Below are 18,793 nucleotides of genomic sequence, written 5' to 3'. Positions count from 1 at the left end.
ACAATGCCCCAAACGCGATCTGTCCCTCCCCCTTCCTCAGAGGCTTTGAAACGGCCGAAGGCAAAATCGCTCCGGTGGAGCGATTTTAGGTGAGAAGGCCATGAGAGCTATGCTCGAATGGCTAGTTAGGAGGGGGTGCTCGGCAGGCCCCAGAAACCTCAGCAATCCCCCCGAAGCGACTCCACTAGCCGCTCCACCACCGGGTCCATGCTCGGCCGGTCAATCTGCCCATACTTCATCTCAAACGCCGCATAGGCGCTGCCATCACAGAGCAGCACCATCCGCCGATAAAGGATGTTTCCGCCCTTTGTGCCGCTCCAGCTGGCCCATTTCGGCGTCGTCACGCGATAGGTGATGTTCCAGCCCTCATCGGTATCGTGCCCGATGCTGGCCTCCGCCATAACCTCAAACCCGTTATGGACGACGCCCGTCAGTCCGCCCCAGACGGTCAGGCTCGTCACCCGTCCCGGCAGCACAAATTCCTGCCCGTCGCCATTCTGGCTCTGGCCCTGGCCAACAAACCCGGGCGGCACGGCGATGGAATAGCCAAACCGGTCATTGTCATAGCGCCCCCACTCCTGCGCATTGGCAGGAGCCACAAGGGCGATGACGGCGAAAAGAAGTGAGATAAGACGCATGGCCCGATTCTGCCTGCGTCGCGCCGTTCGGACAAGCGCCTTCAGACCACCACGATCCCGGAATGCTTGGCCTTGTTCTCGGGCTCGACATGGATGGTGATCTGAACATCTTTCACCGCTTCGCGCAGCTTGGCCTCGATGCAGTCACAGATCCCATGCGCCTCGTCGACGCTCATCGCGCCCGGCACCACCAGGTGAAAATCGATAAAGGTCAGCTTGCCGGCTTGCCGCGTGCGAATGTCATGCGCCTCGATGGCGCCATCGGCATTGCGCGCAATCACCTCACGGATGGTCGCCTGGGTATCCTTGGCCACGGCCACGTCCATCAGCCCGCCAACGCTGTCCTTGATGACGCCCCAGCCCGACCACAGGATATTAAGCGCCACAAGCGCCGCCAGCAGCGGATCGAGCAGCGCAAAGCCCGTCAGATAGACCAGCCCAAGTCCGATCACGACGCCAATGGTGGAAACCACATCGGTCATCAGATGCTTGCCGTCGGCTTCGAGCGCCGGCGAACGTGCCTTTTGCCCCTGGCGGATCAGCACACGTGCCCAGGCGAGATTGATGAGCGTCGCCACAAGGCTGAGGGCGATACCCTCCATCGGCGCTTCGGGCAGGCTCGGTGCGAGAAAACCCAGATAGGCTTCGCGACCAACCAGAATGGCAGCGATGATGATCATCACCCCCACCACCACGGCGGAAAAATACTCGGCCTTGTGATAGCCATAGGGCAGGGCTGCGTCAGCAGGCCGCTGTGCAAAACGCACGGCGACGAGCGCCACGAGAGCCGTGACCACGTTGACGATGGACTCCAGCGCATCCGAATAGAGTGCGATCGACCCTGTCAGCCGCCAGGCAAAAAACTTGATTCCCAGGACGATAAGGCCGACAGCCAGGCTGGCCGCGGCCACGGCCAGGGTCTTGTTCGTGATGGCCATTGCTGGCTCCGCTCGCTGTTGATCTCTGGCCATAGACCCTCGTCCGGATTCCATCAACCCCTTGAATTTGCGAACGATTTTCAGAAGCATTTCCATCGGGGCGATCTGCCGCGCAAGCCATTGATTGACCACGTGCTTTCCGCGCCCTAGAAAGAAAACAGTGCAGCGTTCCCCCGACGGAATGAAACAGACTCCGGTGCGGTCGACCCAATTGCGGGACCAATTCCGGAAGCTGCTCCGGCTTTTGAGCGAACCTGCCTCGTAGCAGCGAGGCGAAGATGACTATTTGGACGTCCGGGCTCGCGCCCACTCTGGATCACTTCAATAGGCCCGATATTATCGTCGGCCTTGGTGCGCGTCGCGATGCCGGTGCCGATGAAATCCTTGCGCTCGTAACGGCCTGCCTCGCGCGGCACGGGTTCCAGCCGCAGTCGATCGCCTTCTGCGTCACCCACCCCGACAAGCTCAATCACCCCGGCATTCTTGGTGCCGCATCCTTGCTTGGCGTTGATCTGCGCGCGGCCGATGCAGGTGCGTTTGCGCGCCATGTCCCCAATCCATCGGCAAAGGTGGCGCGCCTCTTCGGCGTGCCTGCTGTCGCCGAAGCCGCCGCACAGTCGCACGGGCCGTTGCTCGCCGAAAAGTCTGCCTCCGCCGGCGCCACCTGCGCCTTGGCGCGTCTTGCCTACAACCCCAGCGCGTCCACCGCCGCGTCCACGCTCGCCACTTCCAGCGCAGGCCCGTAATGCGGACGCCCGATCATGATCACCGTCACGCCCAGTTTGTGGGCCGCCTCGAGCTTGCCGGCCGTCTGCCCTCCGCCCGAATTCTTCGTGACCAAATGGGTCACGCTCCTGCGCTGCATGAGCTCGATTTCGCCGTCGACGCCATAGGGCGGACGGCTGAGCAGCAGCTCGGCGTGGCTCGGCAGCTCCATTTCGGGCGGTTCGATCAGCCGCACGATGAAATGGCAGTCGTCCCGCTCGAGAAAATGACCGAGTCCGCTGTGTCCGGTCGTCAGCAGCACCTCGGCCCCGGTGGGCAGGCTCAGCGCCGCTTCGGCCAGGGTATCGACGATTGTCCAGCGTTGGCCGGGCAGGGGCTCCCAGCCTGGACGCATCACCCGCACCAGCGGAACGCCGCTGGCCTCCGCAGCCGCAACCGCATTCACCGAAATCTGCCCGGCATAGGGGTGCGTGGCGTCCACCAGCGCCTCGATACCTGCCGCGTTGAGATAAGCCGCAAGGCCCGGAATGCCGCCGAACCGGCCCATACGAATGCCGCCCTGCGGCAGTTTGGGGTCACGCGTCCTGCCGGCGAGAGATGTAATGACGTCGTGTCCGTCCGCGACGAGGCGATTGGCAAGTTCCCGGGCTTCGGTCGTTCCGCCCAGAATGAGGATTTTCATGGCTACCGCATTCCCTGATTTGCGCCACTGTGCCCGCAGATCGGTTTTGTCTCAAGGCGTGCGCGCATGAGCCTGCCGCAGACTCACTTCGCCCAGCTCGACGGCGCGGACTTCCCCGTGTTCGAACCGGGCTCTGTCTGGCTCGTTGGCGCCGGCCCCGGCGGGCCGGGCCTTCTCACGCTTCTGGCCTTTCATGCGCTCGGCCAGGCCGATGTCATCGTCCACGATGCCCTGGTCTCCCCGCAAACCCTCGCGCTCGCCCCGCCCCATATCGAGCGCATCCACGCCGGTAAACGCGGTGGAAAACCCTCGCCCCTGCAGTCCGACATTTCCCTCCAGCTGATCGCCCTCGCCAAAGCCGGCAAGCGCGTCCTCCGCCTCAAGGGCGGCGATCCCTTCATGTTCGGCCGCGGTGGTGAAGAAGCCGGCGCGCTGGTGCGCGAAAACATCCCCTTCCGCATCGTCCCCGGCATTTCCGCCGGTCTCGGGGGGCTGGCCTATGCGGGCCTGCCCATCACCCATCGCGACGTCAATCAGGCCGTCATCTTCCTCACCGGCCACGATGAGAGCGGTGCCGTCCCCGGCGGCGTCGATTGGCCTGCCGTGGCCCAGGCCGCGCCGGTCATCGTCATGTTCATGGCGGTCAAACATCTCCCCGCCATCACCCAGCGCCTCCTCGCCGCCGGCCGTGGCGCCGACGAGGCCCTCACCATCGTCTCCCACGCCGCCAATCCGGGCCAGTCCGTGCTCGAAACCACCCTCGGCGCGGCCGGGGCTCTGGCCGACATTCCCACCCCCGCCATCATCGTCCTCGGCGCCGTCGCCAACTACCGCCAAAGCCTCGACTGGTACGTCGAAGAAGTGCGCAAACATGTCTTCGGCTAACTCCGCCGTGATCCCAAACCGTTCCGCAACATCGATGCGTCCCTCCCCCTATCAGGGGGAGGCTAGGTGGGGGTGGGAGTTTGGACTAGCCTTCCAAACCCGCCAAGATCACAGACGCCACTCCCTCCCCCTCCGTGGGGAGGGTTGGGGTGGGGGATGAGAGCCAAGACATATCACCATGACCCTTAACCCCACCGGCCTCCTCATCGCCGCCCCGCGCTCCGGCTCGGGCAAAACCCTCATCACCCTCGGGCTCCTCGCCGCACTCCGGCAGCAGGGCAAAATCGTTGCGCCCGCCAAAACCGGCCCGGACTATATCGACCCCATCTATCTCTCCCGCGCCGCCGGTCGCGAAGCCATAAACCTCGATCCCTGGGCCATGGACGCCACCCAGCTGCGCGCCCTCGCCGCCCAGCAGGCCACCGGCGCCGATCTCCTCCTCGTTGAGGGTGTCATGGGCCTGTTCGATGGCGCCGCCGACGGCAAGGGCTCCACCGGCGATCTCGCCGAAACCCTAAAACTTCCCGTCATCCTCGTCGCCGATGCCGATCGCCAGAGCCAGTCCATTGCCCCGCTCGTCGCCGGCTTCGCCCATTGGCGTCCCGGCGTGCGCATCGCGGGGATCATCATCAATCGCGTTGCCTCGGCCCGCCACGAGCGCATGCTGACCACGGCCCTCAACGCCCTCGACATTCCCGTCCTCGGCGCCATTCCCCGCCGCACCGATCTCATCGTGCCCGAGCGCCACCTCGGCCTTGTCCTTCCCGGCGAAGTCGACGGTTTTGACGGCTTCCTCACCGCCGCCGCAACCGCCATTGCCGACTATATCGACCTTGCCGCGCTCGCCCGCCTCGCCGCCCCGGTCCCGGCAGCGACCGAACTGCCGCGTGCCTTGGCTCCACTCGGCCAGCGCATCGCCATCGCAAGCGACGCCGCCTTCGCCTTCCTCTATCCCCATCTGCTCGATGGCTGGCGCGCCGCCGGAGCCGAGCTTTCGTTCTTCTCCCCGCTTGCCGACGAAGCGCCCTCAGCCGATGCCAACGCCATCTTCCTTCCCGGCGGCTATCCCGAACTCCACGGCGCAACTCTCGCCGCCGCCCAAAAATTCAAGTCCGGCCTCGTCGCCGCCCGCGACCGCGATGCGCTCATCTATGGCGAGTGCGGTGGCTTCATGGTTCTGGGCGAGGCCCTCGTCGACAAATCCGGCGTCAGCCACGCCATGACCGGCCTTCTGCCCACCATCACCCGCATCGACCGCCCCAAGCGCGTCCTCGGCTATCGCCGTCTCCTCCACGACAGCCCCTTGCCCTGGCCCGCGGGCCTCAATGGCCACGAATTCCACTATTCGTCCGCCAAGGGCGCAGGCCTGCCGCCCCTTTTCGAAGCCCTCGACGCCGAAGCCATCCGCCAGCCCCCCATGGGCGCCCAACTCGGCCGCGTCATGGGGTCTTACGCTCACGTCATCTCTGCGCCATAAGATCGCCTATGACACGCGCACTCATGTTCATGGGCACCGGCTCCGACGTCGGCAAATCGCTGATCGTGGCGGGGCTTTGTCGCGCGCTCGCCAATCGCGGTTTTCGCGTCGCCCCGTTCAAGCCGCAGAACATGAGCAACAATGCCGCCGTCACCGCCGATGGTGGTGAGATCGGCCGTGCCCAGGCGCTGCAAGCCCGTGCTTCCCGTCGTGATCCCATCACCGCCATGAACCCGGTGCTCTTAAAACCCGAAGGCGAAACCGGTTCGCAAGTCGTCGTGCGCGGAAAACGTCGCGCCAGCCTCTCCGCCCGCCAATACTGGGCCGATCGCGGCCAGCTCCTGCCCGAAGTTCTCGCGGCGTTCACCGAGCTTGCTGCAGACAGTGATTACATCCTCGTCGAGGGCGCCGGCAGCGCCTCCGAGGTCAATCTGCGCGCCAATGACATTGCCAATTTCGGCTTTGCCCGCGCCGCCAATATTCCCGTCGTGCTGATCGGTGATATCCATCGCGGCGGCGTCATCGCCTCCCTCGTCGGCACGCTCGCTGTCATTGACCCCGAAGACGCCGCGCTCGTCCGCGCCAGCCTCGTCAATCGCTTCTTCGGCGATCCAGCCCTCTTCGACAGCGGCAAAGCTTTCCTCGCCGAAAAAATGGGCATCCCCAGCCTCGGCCCGGTCCCGAATTTTGCTGACGCCGCAAAACTCCCCGCCGAAGACGCGCTCGCGCTCGACACCATTGCCCGCGAAGGGCAGGGCGGTTCCTTCCACATCGCCGTGCCCCGCCTGCCGCGCATCGCCAATTTCGACGATCTCGACCCGCTCCGCGCCGAACCCGGCGTCACGGTCACGCTCGTTCAGCCGGGCGAACCCATTCTGCGCAGCGCCGATCTTATCCTTCTGCCGGGCTCCAAATCCACCCGCGCCGATCTCGATGCCCTGCGTCACAACGGCTGGGATATCGACATTTTGGCCCATCATCGCGCCGGCGGCTCGGTCCTTGGCATTTGCGGCGGCTATCAGATGCTCGGCCGCACCATTGCCGACCCCAATGGCCTCGAAGGCCCCCCCGGCACCAGCCAAGGCCTCGGGCTCCTCGCCGTCGACACAATCCTCACCCCCACCAAAATGCTGCGCACCGAAAACGCCGTCCACGCCGCCACAGGCGCGAGCATTGCCGGCTACCACATGCATATGGGCGTCACCGCTGGCCCCGACCGCGACCGGCCCTTCGCCCATGTGGACACTGACTCCGAAGGCGCCGTCTCCGCCGATGGCCGCGTCATGGGCACCTATCTCCACGGCCTTTTTGCTGCCGATCCCTTCCGCCGCGCCTTTCTCGGCAACGCCTCAAGCCCCGATCTCTCCTATGAGGCCGGCATTGAAGCCACCCTCGATGCGCTCGCGGCCCATCTTGAAACCCACCTTGATATAGACGGCCTGCTCAGTCTCGCCGCGCCTCTGGACTTGCCCTGATGGATCCCTTTATCGCCCCGCTCGCGCTTTTCATCGAGCGCCGCATCGGCTATCCCGTTACGCTCCTCGCCCGCATCGGCCACCCGGTCATGTGGTTCGGCGCGCTGATCTCTTTCCTTGAAACGCGCCTCAACACCACCGAGCGCACACCCCAGCAGCGCAAACTGGCCGGCATCGTCGCGCTGGCCTTGCTGCTTCTCGCCGTGCTCATCGTCACGGTCGGCATCCGCACCATGCTTTCCTGGCTCCCCTTTGGCTGGGTGCTCGAAATGCTTATCGCCACGGCCTTCCTCGCGCAAAAGGAACTCGGCCGCGCCGTTACCGCCGTTTCCGATGCCCTGCGCGTCTCGCTGTCCGAAGGCCGCGAAGCCGTCAGCCAGATCGTGGGTCGCGATCCCCATGCGCTCGATGAGGCCGGCGTCGCCCGCGCCGCGGTGGAAACCCTGGCCGAAAGCACCTCGGATGGCGTCGTCGCGCCCTGGTTTTTCCTCCTGCTTTTCGGCCTCCCCGGCATTGCTGCCTACAAGGCCATCAACACTGCCGACAGCATGATCGGCCATCTCAATGAGCGCTATCGCGACTACGGCTGGGCTGCCGCCAAGCTCGATGATGTGGTCAACTGGATCCCGGCGCGCCTTTCGGCCATGCTCATCACTGCTGGCTGCTTCTTCGTCCCTGGCGCCAGCCCCAGCGCCGCCTGGGCCACCGCCCGCCGCGACGCCAAAAAGCACGACTCACCCAATGCTGGCTGGCCCGAAGCCGCCCTCGCCGGTGCCCTCGGCCTCCAACTCGGCGGCCCGCGCTCCTATGATGGCGAACTCATTGACCTGCCGGCCTTCGGCTCGGGCAAATCCCAGCTCGGCCCCAGCGACATCCTCCGCGCCGTCTCCCTCTACACCGCCACCCTCGGCGTCCTCCTCGCCCTCAGCACCTTCATCGCCGTGATGATGTGGGCTGCCTAAGGCCGAAGGTCCCGATCTCCTCCTCCCCCTTCTCGGGGGCTTCGCGGCGGTCCAAAGGACGAAAGGCTCGGTGGAGCCTTTCGAGCCAAGAAGGCCACGAGAGCTATGCTCGAGTGGCCGGGTGGGGGTGGGGGTGTCTAGAAGCACCCCAAAAAACCTAAATCCCCGGCGCCTCGCCCTTCATTGTCAGCGGCAGCCCTGCCGCGACGAAATAGACATCGTCACAGATCTGCGCCAGTCGCTGATGCGCCGAGCCGGCAAGATCGCGAAATGTCCGCGCCATGGCATTGTCCGGCACGATTCCCAGCCCCACCTCATTGGAGACCAGCACCACCTTGGCGCTCCGAAATTCCATCAGCGTCGCGCAAAGCTCGCTGACCGCCGCCGCCACGTCTTCATTGGCCACCAGCAGATTGGTCAGCCACAGCGTCAGGCAATCGACGAGGATCACGTCGTGGTTCTGCCCGGCCCGCAGAATGGCGTGGGAAAGCGCCAGGGGCTCTTCGATAGTCTCGAACTGGCCGGCGCGGCTGGCCTGATGGCTGGACACGCGATCCTGCATTTCGGTGTCCAGCGCCTGGGCGGTGGCGAGATAGACCGGCTTGGCGCCCGTTCGCAGCACCAATTGCTCGGCAAAGGCGGTCTTGCCGCTGCGCGCGCCGCCCAGTACCAGTGTATGTCGCATTGTCATGGCTCCTTGAGGGGACAGGGCAGGGGCCTTGATTGCCCAGTTCCAGCTAACTCTAACCCACCTTTGCCGCAACCCGTTCCGCTCCCCTCGGGCCACCTGCCTTTTGGCCGCAAAATCCGGGCGGGAACTGGTCGAATTTGTGGTTCCTGCTACTTTCGTCTTAGCAGCTTTCGCATTATGGTCCGCGCCGAAACGACAGCTTAGGGTAGCCGGTGTCGCGCAGGGGCCATTCCCCGGCCGCCGTCTTCGGCCTTCCCACCAGACTATGGAGAAACCCGCGTGACCCGATATTATCTTGGCGTTGACGGTGGTGGCACCAATTGCCGCATTCGTCTGGCCGACGAAAATCTGGTGACGCTGGCTGAGGTCAAAAACGGCCGCTCCAATCTGCAGATCGATGGCGGCGAGCCCGCCTACAAGGCCATTCTCGACGGCACGCGCGACGTTTTCGAGACCGCCGGCCTCGATTATGCCGAGACGGCCAATACCTACGCCTGCTTTGGCATGGCTGGCGGCCGCATGGATTCTGCCCGCGCCGATTTCGCTGCCCGCGCCTGGCCCTTTTCCGGCGTAAAAGTCTATGACGATATCGACATTGCCCATGCCGGCGCCCTTGGCGGCGAGGAGGGCGGCGTCGTCATCATCGGCACCGGCTCGGCTGCCATGTCCATTGTCGGCGGCACGCGCTACCAGGCCGGTGGCTGGGGCTTCCACATAGGCGACCAGATGTCGGGCGCCATTCTCGGTCGCGAGCTCGTCCGCTACACCGTCGAAGCCAATGATGGGCTGGTCGAAGGCTCGCCTCTGACCGCTGCCGTCACGGCTGCGCTGGGCGGCGACAACCAGGCCATAATGACCTGGTCCTTCGGCACCGAAATGGATCTCAAGCTGTTGAGCCGCGATGGCTCGGAAGGCTGCGATGATGCCCTCATCGGTCGCGCTCCCGGCGAATTCGGCAAGCTCATGCCGCTCTATTCCGACTATCTCGACAAGAACGATCCGGTCGCGCTCAAGCTGCTCGACATCCAGATGGGCTATATCGACGCCTATGTGCGCTGGTTCCAGGGCCACGGCGCCCAGGTCATGTCGATCGTCGGCGGCCTCGGCCAGCGTCTCTTCCCGCGGCTGCAGGATCGCCATGGCGATTTCGTCGCCCTGCCAAAATTCGAACCACTGCATGGTGCGATCATCCTCGCCAAGCAGAATTTTTCCGCCTGATCACGCCTGAAAAGGACTGCTCCTGTGTCCAGCCGCATAATTCCTGTCCAGCCTTTTGACTATGTGGTGTTCGGCGCCACCGGCGATCTGACCAAGCGCAAACTCATCCCGGCCCTCTATCATCGCTTCAAGGATGGCCAGTTCGACGAGCAGAGCCGCATCATCGGCGCGTCGCGCTCCAAGCTCAGCGAAGCCGATTTCCAGAAGGCCGCCCGCGAGGCGATCGAAACCTTCGTTGAAAAGGAATATCAGGACGCGGCGGTCATCGAACGCTTCGTCAAGATCTGCACCTATGTGCCCGTTGACGCCAGCAAGCCCGATGAATCAGGCGATCTCGGCAAGGCCCTGCGCGATGATCCGAAAATCATCCGTGCCTTCTACCTCGCCGTGGCGCCCGATCTTTTCGAGCCCATCGCCGAATATCTGCACAAGAAGAAGCTCTACCGGCGCGATGCCCGCGTGGTCATCGAAAAGCCGCTGGGCCACGACCTGGCGTCTTCCCAGGAAATCAATGACGGTGTCGCCAAGATCTTCAAGGAAGATCAGGTGTACCGCATCGACCATTATCTCGGGAAAGAGACGGTTCAGAACCTTCTGGCCCTGCGCTTTGCCAATACGCTGTTCGAGCCCGTCTGGAACTCCGCCCATATCGATCACGTCCAGCTCACCGTGGCTGAATCGGTCGGCGCCGGCACACGCGGCTATTATGACGAAAGCGGCGCCCTGCGCGACATGATCCAGAACCACATGCTGCAGCTGCTCTGCCTTGTGGCCATGGAGCCGCCCGCCAGCGACGAGGCCAATGCGCTGCGCGACGAAAAGCTCAAGGTGCTGCGTGCCCTGCGCCCGATCGTCAATGGCGAAGTCTCCAAGATGACCGTGCGCGGCCAATATCGCGGCGTGAAGTCCGAAACCGCCGAAGTTGCGTCCTATCAGGACGAGCTACCCGAGGCCAACAAGGGCAGCCGTACCGAGACCTTCGTGGCGCTCAAGGCCAATATCGACAACTGGCGCTGGGCCGGCGTGCCCTTCTACCTGCGCACCGGCAAGCGGATGGCCGAGCGCGTCTCGGAAATCTGCATCCAGTTCAAGCCCATCCCGCATTCGATCTTCGATCATGCCGAGGGGGCGCCCAAGCCCAACAAGCTCATCATCCGCCTGCAGCCCGATGAAGGCGTCAAGCTGATGATGATGATCAAGGATCCCGGTCCCGGCGGCATGCGCCTGCGCGAAGTGCCGCTCAATCTGTCGTTCGCCGAGACCTTCTCCGAGCGCACGCCGGAAGCCTATGAGCGCCTGCTCATGGACGTTATCCGCGGCTCCCAGACCCTCTTCATGCGCCGCGACGAGCTCGAGGCCGCCTGGTCCTGGGTCGACCCGATCCGCGAAGCCTGGGAGCGCTCTTCCGAGCCGCCCCAGACCTACACCGCCGGCACCTGGGGCCCCAGCGGCGCCATCGCCCTCATCGAACGCGACGGCCGGACGTGGTATGAGGGTACCAGTTCGTGATGAAAAGAGCGCACGGCCTGACTGCGGTGGTACCCCCACCGAGCCTCCCCCTGAGAGGGGGAGGGGCGGGCAAGTGGCTCACAATCGTCGCGACACACTCGATCTGTTCCTCCCCCTCTCAGGGGGGAGGCTAGGTGGGGATTTTAATCAACCCGCCGTACAGCCTCTGAAAGACAAGACCATGACCATCGACCGCCGCACCTTCGCCGACAAGATCACCCTCGCCAAGGAACTGGCCGAGGCCGTGGCCGACCGCATCCGCACCGCCATTGCCGAGCGCGGTGTTGCGGCCATTGCTGTCAGCGGTGGCTCGACGCCGGCGAAATTCTTCTCATCGCTGGGCAAGACCAAGGACATCGAGTGGGACAAGGTCATCGTCACCCTGGTCGACGAGCGCTGGGTCGATGAAACCAGCAAGCGGTCCAATGCGCTGCTCGTCAACGAGAAGATGCTGCAGGGCCCGGCTGCCACGGCACGGTTCTTTCCGCTCTATTCGGGCGGCGAAGAGCCAGACGAAGCCGCAATCGCCAGGACCAATGCGCTCCTCGCCGAACTGCCAACACCCTTCGCCGCGGTCATTCTCGGCATGGGCAATGACGGCCACACGGCGAGCTTCTTTCCCGGCGGCGACACGCTGGCCGCAGCCTTGACGGAGGAGGGGCCCACCCTGTCCATCCGTGCCCCCGACGCCGGCGAGCCGCGCGTCACCTTCACCCTGCCGCGCCTCCTTCAAACCGACGGCCTTTATCTCCATATCGAAGGAGACACGAAGGCCGAGGTTCTGGACGCAGCGCTTGGCGACGGACCGGTGGAAGACCTGCCGATCCGCGCCGTGCTGCGCTCGGGAGCGCCACTTTCAGTTTACTGGTGTCCATGACGCCCCTGGGGCGGTCCCCAATCGACCGCCCTGGCCGCTGACAGCACCAGTCATCACAGCAAGGAATGCCGCCAGCGGTCCCCCCTTTGGCGCGGCCTTGCCCATTATGGAGATCAATCATGAGCGTTCGTCAGGCCATCAAGGACGTGACCGACCGCATTGCAGCGCGCAGCCGCGACACCCGCCGCGATTATCTCGATCGCCTCGAGGCCGCCCGCGAGGCCGGCGTTTACCGCTCGACCCTGTCCTGCGGCAATCTCGCCCACGGCTTTGCCGCCTGTACGCCGTCTGAAAAGGCGGCGCTGGCCGGCGACAAGACGCTCAATCTGGGCATTGTCACCAGCTACAACGACATGCTGAGCGCGCACCAGCCCTATCAGTTCTATCCCGACATCATCAAAGAGGCGGCCCGCGAGATCGGCGCCACCGCCCAGGTCGCCGGTGGCGTGCCCGCCATGTGCGACGGCGTCACCCAGGGCCAGCCGGGCATGGATTTGTCGCTGTTCTCCCGCGACGTCATCGCCATGTCGACGGCCATTGCGCTCAGCCACAACATGTTCGACGCTGCCGTCTATCTCGGCATTTGCGACAAGATCGTCCCCGGCCTCGTCATCGGCGCGCTGAGCTTCGGCCATCTGCCGGCCGTCTTCGTGCCCGCCGGCCCCATGTCCTCGGGCTTGCCCAACGACGAGAAAAGCCGCATCCGTCAGCTCTATATGGAGGGCAAGGTCGGCCGCGCCGAGCTGCTCGAAGCCGAGAGCAAGTCCTACCATTCGGCTGGCACCTGCACCTTCTACGGCACCGCCAATTCCAATCAGATGCTCATGGAAATCATGGGCCTGCATCTGCCCGGCTCCAGCTTCGTCAATCCGGGCACCCCGCTGCGCGATGCGCTGACACGCGAAGCGACGCGGCGTGCCCTTTCGCTGACCGCCCAGGGCAATGACTATACCCCCATCGGCCACATCATGGACGAAAAGGCCATCGTCAACGGTCTCGTTGGCCTCCACGCCACCGGTGGCTCGACCAATCACACCATGCACCTCATCGCCATGGCCGCCGCTGCCGGTCTCCAGGTCACCTGGGACGACATGAGCGACCTTTCGGACGCGACGCCGCTGCTCGCCCGCGTCTATCCCAATGGCGTTGCCGACGTGAACCATTTCCACGCTGCCGGTGGCATGGGTTTCCTCATTCGCGAACTGCTCGACGAGGGGTATCTGCACGAAGACGTCAAGACCGTGTGGGGCGCAGGTCTCTCCAACTATGCGGTGGAAGCCAAGCTCCTGGAAAACAAGCTTGCCTTCGAGCCCGCTCCAGCCGAAAGCGCGTTGCCGAAGGTCCTCGCCAGCGCCAAGACCCCGTTCCAGCCGACGGGTGGCCTGAAGCTCCTCAAGGGCAATCTCGGCCGCTCGGTGATCAAGGTTTCGGCCGTCAAGCCCGAGCACCGCATTGTCGAAGCGCCCGCGCGCGTCTTCCATAGCCAGGATGGCCTCCAGGCCGCCTTCAAGTCCGGCGAGATCAATGGCGACGTCATCGCCGTAGTCCGCTTCTCCGGCCCCCAGGCCATGGGCATGCCCGAGCTGCACAAGCTGACGCCGTCGCTGGCCAATCTGCAGGATCGCGGCTTCAAGGTCGCCCTTCTTACCGATGGCCGCATGTCCGGCGCCTCGGGCAAGGTCCCTGCGGCCATTCACATGACCCCGGAAGCCAAGGATGGCGGCCCGATCAGCAAGATCCGCGATGGCGACATGATCCGTCTCGACGCCAATGAGGGCACGCTGATGTTCCTCGGCGACGAGAAGGAATTCTTCTCCCGCACCCCGGCCACCGAAGACCTGCGCCGCTCCCAGTTCGGCATGGGCCGTGAACTCTTCGCCGGCTTCCGCAACCTCATCGGCCCCGCCGACCGCGGCGCCAGCGTCTTCAGCTGACATCTGGCTGTCATCTCCACCGGATAGGCGGACGGTATCACCGTCCCCTATTCGGAGTTGATCGCTATGAAGTCCTTCCTCCTCGCCGCCGCCAGCGTCCTCGCCCTCACCGGCGCGGCCCACGCCGATTTCGTCAATCCCTTCGCCTATCCGCAGCCCGAAGAAAGCTCCGAATTCTTCACCGTGGTGGAAATCCCGCAGGGCAGCTTCACCAAGTATGAAATCGACGCCGACAACGGCCACATCATTGTCGACCGCTACCAGTCCATGCCGGTCGTCTACCCGGCCAATTATGGCTCGATCCCGTCCTCGCTCGGCGGCGACGGCGATCCGCTCGATGCCCTGGTCTTTACCCGCGAACCCATCGTTCCCGGCGCCTTCATCAAGGTGCGGGCCATTGGCGTTCTGCACATGATCGACGGCGGCGAGGAAGACGACAAGATCATCGCCGTCCCGGCCTCCGACATCGACCCGACCTATGACGAGATCCGCAATATCGAGGATCTCCCGGCCATAGAGCGCGAGCGCGTCGAAGCCTTCTTCCGCGTCTACAAGCAGCTCCCCGAGGGCCGCAAGGTGGTCGAACTCAACGGCTTCAGCGGCGTCAACGAAGCCCAGCAGCTCGTCACCAACGCGATCGAAGCCTACCGCGCGCAGTAACGCGTCCACTCACCGGCCTGCCTCCCTCCCCTTGATGGGGGAGGGATTGAGGATGAGGTCGTGCCACACCCACCGGCCGGTCTCCCTCCCCCTCCGTGGGGAGGGTTGGGGTGGGGGGGCTTGGCGCGCACGGGCGCCCCCAGTATCCCCCGAACCCCGCCCCACCCACCGGCCCAATCCCTCCCCCTACCAGGGGGAGGCTAGGTGGGGGTGCTCCCGCCCCACCTATACAACTCCAGATACAAGAGCCCTGTCGGCTTCACACCCACCGGCCCAATCCCCTCTCCCCTCGAGGGAGAGGGCTAGGTTGAGGGGGCCTTCTCTCCCCCTAAGCCCTTAGCCACGCCCCAATCACCCCGGCATCGGCATCCTCCAGCCCATGCCCGCCGGCGATCACTTCCACCGTCACATCCGCCCCCGCCGCCTCCAGCGCCGCTGCGAGCTTTTCCCCCTCGCCGCGATAGGCGTCCTTTTCTCCCAGCACCACCAGCACCGACACACCGGCCAGATCAGCCTCCGGCACCACATCCAGCACCAGGACCGGCCGGATCAGCACAGCCCGCTGCACCATCCTGGGATGCAGCAGCATCGCCGCGCCGAGCAGATTTGCCCCATTGGAATAGCCCAGCGCAACCAACTGCTCTGGCGCAATCTGATACGCCCCGCGTGCCTCCTCGAAAAATGCTTCCAGCGCCCCTGATTCAAAGCGCACGTCCTTCTGGTCGAAAATCGCCGGCCCGAAGCTTCGGAACCAGCGCTGCACGCCGCTCTCCGTGCTGCGCCCGCGCATCCCCAGCAATGTTGCTCGTGGCGCCGCCTTGTGCGCCAGCGGCATGAGGTCGGTCTCATTGCCGCCGGTGCCGTGCATCAGAACGATGGTCGTCCCGTCTGCATCTTCGGGCGTATAAAAACGGTGCTTATAGATAAGGTCGCGATAGACGACGCGCTCCATCCCCGGCAGGCCGAACTGCGGCAGCATCACCTTGACCGCTTCGGGATCCGGCGTATCCGGCGGCACGAACAAAGTGCCCCCGAGCTTCTCCAGCGTTTCGTCCTGGGTAAATCCCGGCCCGTCGCTGGCCATCTCGATCAGCGTGCCGCCCGGCTCGCGCACATAAAGCGCGGTGAAATAATTCCGGTCATGCAAATTGGTCATGCTCGAATTGCGCTTTCGCAGTTCGGCCTCGACTGCATGCACTTCATCGACATCTTTCGCCCGCACCGCCACATGGTCTGCCGTCCCGGTCCCCGGCGCGCCGGGCCAGAACCCTGCTGCGTCGCGAATGTCGATGACATCGCCGATGTCGGACACCAGTCGCTGGATGGCTCCGTCCTTCGCCCCGGTGCGAAACCCAAAATAGCGGGTGAGGAAATCAACGCTCTCCTCCTGCACCTCGGACAGCATGGTCACCCCGCGAATGCGACGGATACGGTGTTCGGCCGGAATATCTCCGTCCGGCATCTCCAGCGCGGGCAGGGCGGCGCTCACCAGTTTGACCACCACCCCGTCCGGGTCGCGCAGGCGCAGCACCGTTTCGCCAAACTCCTGGCCCGTGCCCTCCACCGTCACCTGATGGGTCAGCGCCCGTTCCAGCCAATAGCCGATCGAGCCCGGCGCAATCGCCAGCGCCAGCTCGCTCACCTGTCCAGCCCCCGCCTGTCCGCGTGATCCGCCCTGCCACATGAGGAAGGTGATCAGCGATCCTGGCGTCGCCGCATAGTCCCCGTAAAACAGGTGCAGCTGCCGCGCATCCTCATATCCCCCCGTCTGCTTGACCAACCGCAGCCCCAGAAAGCCGACATAAAAGTCGACATTGGCCTGCACATCCCCTGCGATCATCGTGACGTGGTGAATGCCTGAAGTCATTTTATGCTCTGCCTCTGGTCTCGCGTGGCCTCGCCACCATCTCGATCTGATCCCCTCCCCCCTCGGGGGGGAGGGTGAAGGGTGAAGTCTTTCGCAATGCCCCTCCCATCCACCGATCTTGTCCCTCCCCCCACCAGGGGGAGGCTAGGAGGGGGTCTTCATGCTCCTGCACCAAACTCTCCCACCCACCGCCCGGTCCCCTCGCCCCTCCGGGGAGAGGGCTAGGGTGAGGGGTGCAAGCCTCTCCGCATATCGCGTCCCCTACCGGCTCCGCCCGAACAACCGCTCGATATCGCCCTTCTTGAGCTCCACATAGGTGGGCCGCCCATGGATGCACTGGCCCGAATGCGGGGTCGCCTCCATATCGCGCAAAAGCGCATTCATCTCGTCGACCCGCAGCCGCCGCCCCGAGCGCACCGAACCATGGCAGGCCATGCGCGCGATGATCGCTTCCATCCGGTCGGTCAGCGCCGCCGTGCTGTCCCATTCTGCCAGCCCATCGGCCAGGTCACGCACCAGCCCCGCCACATCGCTATTGCCCAAAAGGGCAGGGGTTTCCCGCACGGCAATGGCGCGGGGCCCGAAGCGGTCGAGATAGAGCCCGAATTTTTCGAGCTCTTCCGCGCATTCCTCGAGCCGCGTGCAATCTTCCTCCGGCAATTCAACGATCACAGGAATAAGATGAGCCTGGCTCGGTGCCGGGCCAGACGCCAGCTGCGCCTTGAACCGCTCATAGACCAGCCGCTCATGGGCCGCATGCTGGTCCACCAGCAGCAGCCCGCTTTCGTTCTGGGCGATGATGTAATTGTCGAACATCTGCGCCCGTGCCGTGCCGAGCGGATAATCCATCGCCACCGGTTCCGGCGCGGCTGTCTCCACCCGCGCACTCGGCTCGGCAAAACCATCAAGCCGCGGCGGCGCCCGATCATAATTGAGCCGCGCCCGTCCCGAATTGCCATAGCCGGAATAGCCCTGCCGACTGACCGGCGCAGAAGCTGCCGAAGCGCCATAGGACGGCATCGCATAGCCCGACCCGCTCGCTGTCGGCGCCGCCAGCGCCTGCATGTCGCCTACCCCCCGCACCTCAGCCTCGGGCGCCGAAAACGCCTGCAAGATATCCTCGGCCACGGTCTTGGACGCCTTGAACCCGGCCGCCATAAGCGCCGAGCCGATGGCCTGGATCACAGCGCTGCGGACCCCGCCCTGATCCTGGAACCGCAATTCGGCCTTGGCCGGATGCACATTGACGTCCACCTGCGCCGGGTCAATCGCCACATAGATCGCCACCACCGGAAAGCGGTCGCGGAATATATAGTCGGCAAAGGCCGCGCGCACCGCGCCCACCAGCACCTTGTCGCGCACCGAGCGGCCATTGACGAAATAGAACTGGCTGAGCGAATTGGCCCGCGTATAGGTCGGCAGCCCCACCATCCCGGCCACCACCACGCCGTGGCGCGCCATGGCCAGCGGCACCGCGTTCTCGATGAAATCGCTGCCCATCACCTGCGCCAGCCGCGCCTCAAGCGCCCCGGGCCCGCTCACCGCCGGCCAGTTGGAAATGCTCCGGTCAGTGCCTTCCATGATGAAATGGATTTCCGGATTGGCCATGGCGAGGCGCTTGACCACATCGGTGATCGCTCCCGTCTCGGCCCGCGCACTCTTCAAGAATTTCCGCCGCGCCGGCACCTGGCCAAAGATATCCTTGACCTCGATCACCGTGCCCCGGTTCATCGCCTGCGGTACCGGCCCGCTGCGCTTGCTGTTGTCGACGCGAATGATCAGCCCACTTTCCGCATCTGCCGTGCGCGAGGCCACGCTAAGCCGCGACACCGAGCCGATCGAGGCCAGCGCCTCGCCACGGAACCCCAGTGTGCGGATATCATCGAGATCATCGACGCTGAGCTTGGAGGTCGCGTGCCGCTCCACCGACAGCATCAGGTCCTCCCGATCCATGCCATGGCCGTCATCGGTGATACGAATGAGTTCGATCCCGTCGCCCGCGGTGGTCACCACGATCCGCCTGGCGCCCGCATCAATGGAGTTTTCCACCAACTCCTTGACCACACTGGCCGGCCGCTCCACCACCTCGCCGGCAGCAATGCGGTTGATGAGGTCTTCGGGCAGCTGACGAATGGGCAAGGGCGATTCTCCGTAAGGCCTTTATTATAGGGGAGGGCAGAGCCCATTGCGACCCGAGGCGGGTGCCCCCACCCCCCCCCCTGAGAGGGGGAGGCTAGGAGGGGGTATCTGACGG

16 protein-coding genes are annotated in these 18,793 nt (G+C 64.6%); 10 read left to right on the top strand and 6 right to left on the bottom strand.

Going from position 1 to position 18,793, the window contains the following annotated elements:
* Positions 1 to 158: 158 nt before the first annotated feature.
* Complete coding sequence (locus tag NYQ88_RS17000; RefSeq protein WP_275652291.1) at positions 159 to 638, bottom strand: hypothetical protein; 480 nt, start codon at positions 636 to 638, stop codon at positions 159 to 161.
* A 41-nt stretch (positions 639 to 679) separates the two neighbouring features.
* Positions 680 to 1,576: a cation diffusion facilitator family transporter gene (locus NYQ88_RS16995; protein WP_275652290.1), complete on the bottom strand. Its 897-nt coding sequence runs from the start codon at positions 1,574 to 1,576 to the stop codon at positions 680 to 682.
* Between the two features lie 278 nt (positions 1,577 to 1,854).
* Between NYQ88_RS16995 and NYQ88_RS16990 the strand changes: the two genes are divergently transcribed.
* The gene (locus NYQ88_RS16990; protein ID WP_275652289.1) at positions 1,855 to 2,322 is read left to right on the top strand and encodes a cobalamin biosynthesis protein; all 468 of its coding nucleotides are present in this window, start codon (positions 1,855 to 1,857) and stop codon (positions 2,320 to 2,322) included.
* Here the strand turns inward: NYQ88_RS16990 and NYQ88_RS16985 are convergent.
* Positions 2,262 to 2,984 carry a cobalt-precorrin-6A reductase gene (locus NYQ88_RS16985; RefSeq protein WP_275652288.1) on the bottom strand — a complete coding sequence of 241 codons (723 nt, stop codon included), beginning with the start codon at positions 2,982 to 2,984 and terminating at the stop codon, positions 2,262 to 2,264. The two genes, NYQ88_RS16990 and NYQ88_RS16985, sit on opposite strands and share 61 nt — an antisense overlap.
* A gap of 66 nt (positions 2,985 to 3,050) precedes the next feature.
* On the opposite strand from NYQ88_RS16985, the gene cobA reads away from it, so the two are divergent.
* From cobA to cbiB, 4 genes are all read left to right on the top strand, one after another.
* A complete protein-coding gene (gene cobA / locus NYQ88_RS16980; RefSeq protein ID WP_275652287.1) occupies positions 3,051 to 3,869 on the top strand; it encodes a uroporphyrinogen-III C-methyltransferase in 819 nt (272 codons plus the stop codon).
* A 178-nt stretch (positions 3,870 to 4,047) separates the two neighbouring features.
* A complete protein-coding gene (locus NYQ88_RS16975) occupies positions 4,048 to 5,346 on the top strand; it encodes a cobyrinate a,c-diamide synthase (RefSeq protein WP_275652286.1) in 1,299 nt (432 codons plus the stop codon).
* A gap of 8 nt (positions 5,347 to 5,354) precedes the next feature.
* Complete coding sequence (locus NYQ88_RS16970; RefSeq protein ID WP_275652285.1) at positions 5,355 to 6,821, top strand: cobyric acid synthase; 1,467 nt, start codon at positions 5,355 to 5,357, stop codon at positions 6,819 to 6,821.
* Positions 6,821 to 7,783, top strand: coding sequence for an adenosylcobinamide-phosphate synthase CbiB (gene cbiB / locus NYQ88_RS16965; RefSeq protein ID WP_275652284.1), 963 nt, complete (start codon positions 6,821 to 6,823; stop codon positions 7,781 to 7,783). The genes NYQ88_RS16970 and cbiB overlap by 1 nt, the downstream gene beginning before the upstream one ends.
* 157 nt (positions 7,784 to 7,940) lie before the next feature.
* Here cbiB and cobU read toward each other — a convergent pair whose 3' ends face one another.
* Positions 7,941 to 8,468, bottom strand: a complete 528-nt coding sequence (cobU, locus tag NYQ88_RS16960; protein ID WP_275652283.1) for a bifunctional adenosylcobinamide kinase/adenosylcobinamide-phosphate guanylyltransferase — start codon at positions 8,466 to 8,468, stop codon at positions 7,941 to 7,943.
* A 285-nt stretch (positions 8,469 to 8,753) separates the two neighbouring features.
* Between cobU and NYQ88_RS16955 the strand changes: the two genes are divergently transcribed.
* The 5 genes from NYQ88_RS16955 (at position 8,754) to NYQ88_RS16935 (ending at position 14,672) form a co-directional block, all read left to right on the top strand.
* Positions 8,754 to 9,692, top strand: coding sequence for a BadF/BadG/BcrA/BcrD ATPase family protein (locus tag NYQ88_RS16955; protein ID WP_275652282.1), 939 nt, complete (start codon positions 8,754 to 8,756; stop codon positions 9,690 to 9,692).
* A gap of 24 nt (positions 9,693 to 9,716) precedes the next feature.
* Positions 9,717 to 11,201, top strand: a complete 1,485-nt coding sequence (zwf, locus tag NYQ88_RS16950) for a glucose-6-phosphate dehydrogenase (RefSeq protein ID WP_275652281.1) — start codon at positions 9,717 to 9,719, stop codon at positions 11,199 to 11,201.
* A gap of 181 nt (positions 11,202 to 11,382) precedes the next feature.
* Positions 11,383 to 12,078 (top strand): 6-phosphogluconolactonase, encoded by a 696-nt coding sequence (gene pgl / locus NYQ88_RS16945; RefSeq protein ID WP_275652280.1) that lies wholly within the window; start codon positions 11,383 to 11,385, stop codon positions 12,076 to 12,078.
* Between the two features lie 119 nt (positions 12,079 to 12,197).
* Positions 12,198 to 14,012, top strand: a complete 1,815-nt coding sequence (edd, locus tag NYQ88_RS16940) for a phosphogluconate dehydratase (protein WP_275652279.1) — start codon at positions 12,198 to 12,200, stop codon at positions 14,010 to 14,012.
* 66 nt (positions 14,013 to 14,078) lie between these two features.
* A complete protein-coding gene (locus NYQ88_RS16935) occupies positions 14,079 to 14,672 on the top strand; it encodes an inorganic diphosphatase (protein WP_275652278.1) in 594 nt (197 codons plus the stop codon).
* Positions 14,673 to 15,000: 328 nt separating this feature from the next.
* Here NYQ88_RS16935 and NYQ88_RS16930 read toward each other — a convergent pair whose 3' ends face one another.
* Both NYQ88_RS16930 and mutL read right to left on the bottom strand, forming a co-directional pair.
* The gene (locus NYQ88_RS16930) at positions 15,001 to 16,539 is read right to left on the bottom strand and encodes a VOC family protein (RefSeq protein WP_275652277.1); all 1,539 of its coding nucleotides are present in this window, start codon (positions 16,537 to 16,539) and stop codon (positions 15,001 to 15,003) included.
* Between the two features lie 261 nt (positions 16,540 to 16,800).
* Complete coding sequence (mutL, locus tag NYQ88_RS16925) at positions 16,801 to 18,678, bottom strand: DNA mismatch repair endonuclease MutL (protein ID WP_275652276.1); 1,878 nt, start codon at positions 18,676 to 18,678, stop codon at positions 16,801 to 16,803.
* Positions 18,679 to 18,793 lie beyond the last annotated feature (115 nt).

The organism is Devosia sp. SD17-2, from assembly GCF_029201565.1.
In the GTDB taxonomy this organism is placed as follows: Bacteria; Pseudomonadota; Alphaproteobacteria; order Rhizobiales; family Devosiaceae; genus Devosia.
The sequence above is the reverse complement of the archived record's forward strand: the minus strand, read 5'-3'. Positions and strand labels throughout refer to the sequence as shown.

Excerpts from the sequence above, each read along its gene's own strand:
- NYQ88_RS17000 (WP_275652291.1), bottom strand. The coding sequence starts at position 638 with ATGCGTCTTATCTCACTTCTTTTCGCCGTCATCGCCCTTGTGGCTCCT.
- NYQ88_RS16995 (WP_275652290.1), bottom strand. The coding sequence starts at position 1,576 with ATGGCCATCACGAACAAGACCCTGGCCGTGGCCGCGGCCAGCCTGGCT.
- NYQ88_RS16990 (WP_275652289.1), top strand. The coding sequence starts at position 1,855 with ATGACTATTTGGACGTCCGGGCTCGCGCCCACTCTGGATCACTTCAAT.
- NYQ88_RS16985 (WP_275652288.1), bottom strand. The coding sequence starts at position 2,984 with ATGAAAATCCTCATTCTGGGCGGAACGACCGAAGCCCGGGAACTTGCC.
- cobA (WP_275652287.1), top strand. The coding sequence starts at position 3,051 with ATGAGCCTGCCGCAGACTCACTTCGCCCAGCTCGACGGCGCGGACTTC.
- NYQ88_RS16975 (WP_275652286.1), top strand. The coding sequence starts at position 4,048 with ATGACCCTTAACCCCACCGGCCTCCTCATCGCCGCCCCGCGCTCCGGC.
- NYQ88_RS16970 (WP_275652285.1), top strand. The coding sequence starts at position 5,355 with ATGACACGCGCACTCATGTTCATGGGCACCGGCTCCGACGTCGGCAAA.
- cbiB (WP_275652284.1), top strand. The coding sequence starts at position 6,821 with ATGGATCCCTTTATCGCCCCGCTCGCGCTTTTCATCGAGCGCCGCATC.
- cobU (WP_275652283.1), bottom strand. The coding sequence starts at position 8,468 with ATGCGACATACACTGGTACTGGGCGGCGCGCGCAGCGGCAAGACCGCC.
- pgl (WP_275652280.1), top strand. The coding sequence starts at position 11,383 with ATGACCATCGACCGCCGCACCTTCGCCGACAAGATCACCCTCGCCAAG.
- edd (WP_275652279.1), top strand. The coding sequence starts at position 12,198 with ATGAGCGTTCGTCAGGCCATCAAGGACGTGACCGACCGCATTGCAGCG.
- NYQ88_RS16935 (WP_275652278.1), top strand. The coding sequence starts at position 14,079 with ATGAAGTCCTTCCTCCTCGCCGCCGCCAGCGTCCTCGCCCTCACCGGC.
- NYQ88_RS16930 (WP_275652277.1), bottom strand. The coding sequence starts at position 16,539 with ATGACTTCAGGCATTCACCACGTCACGATGATCGCAGGGGATGTGCAG.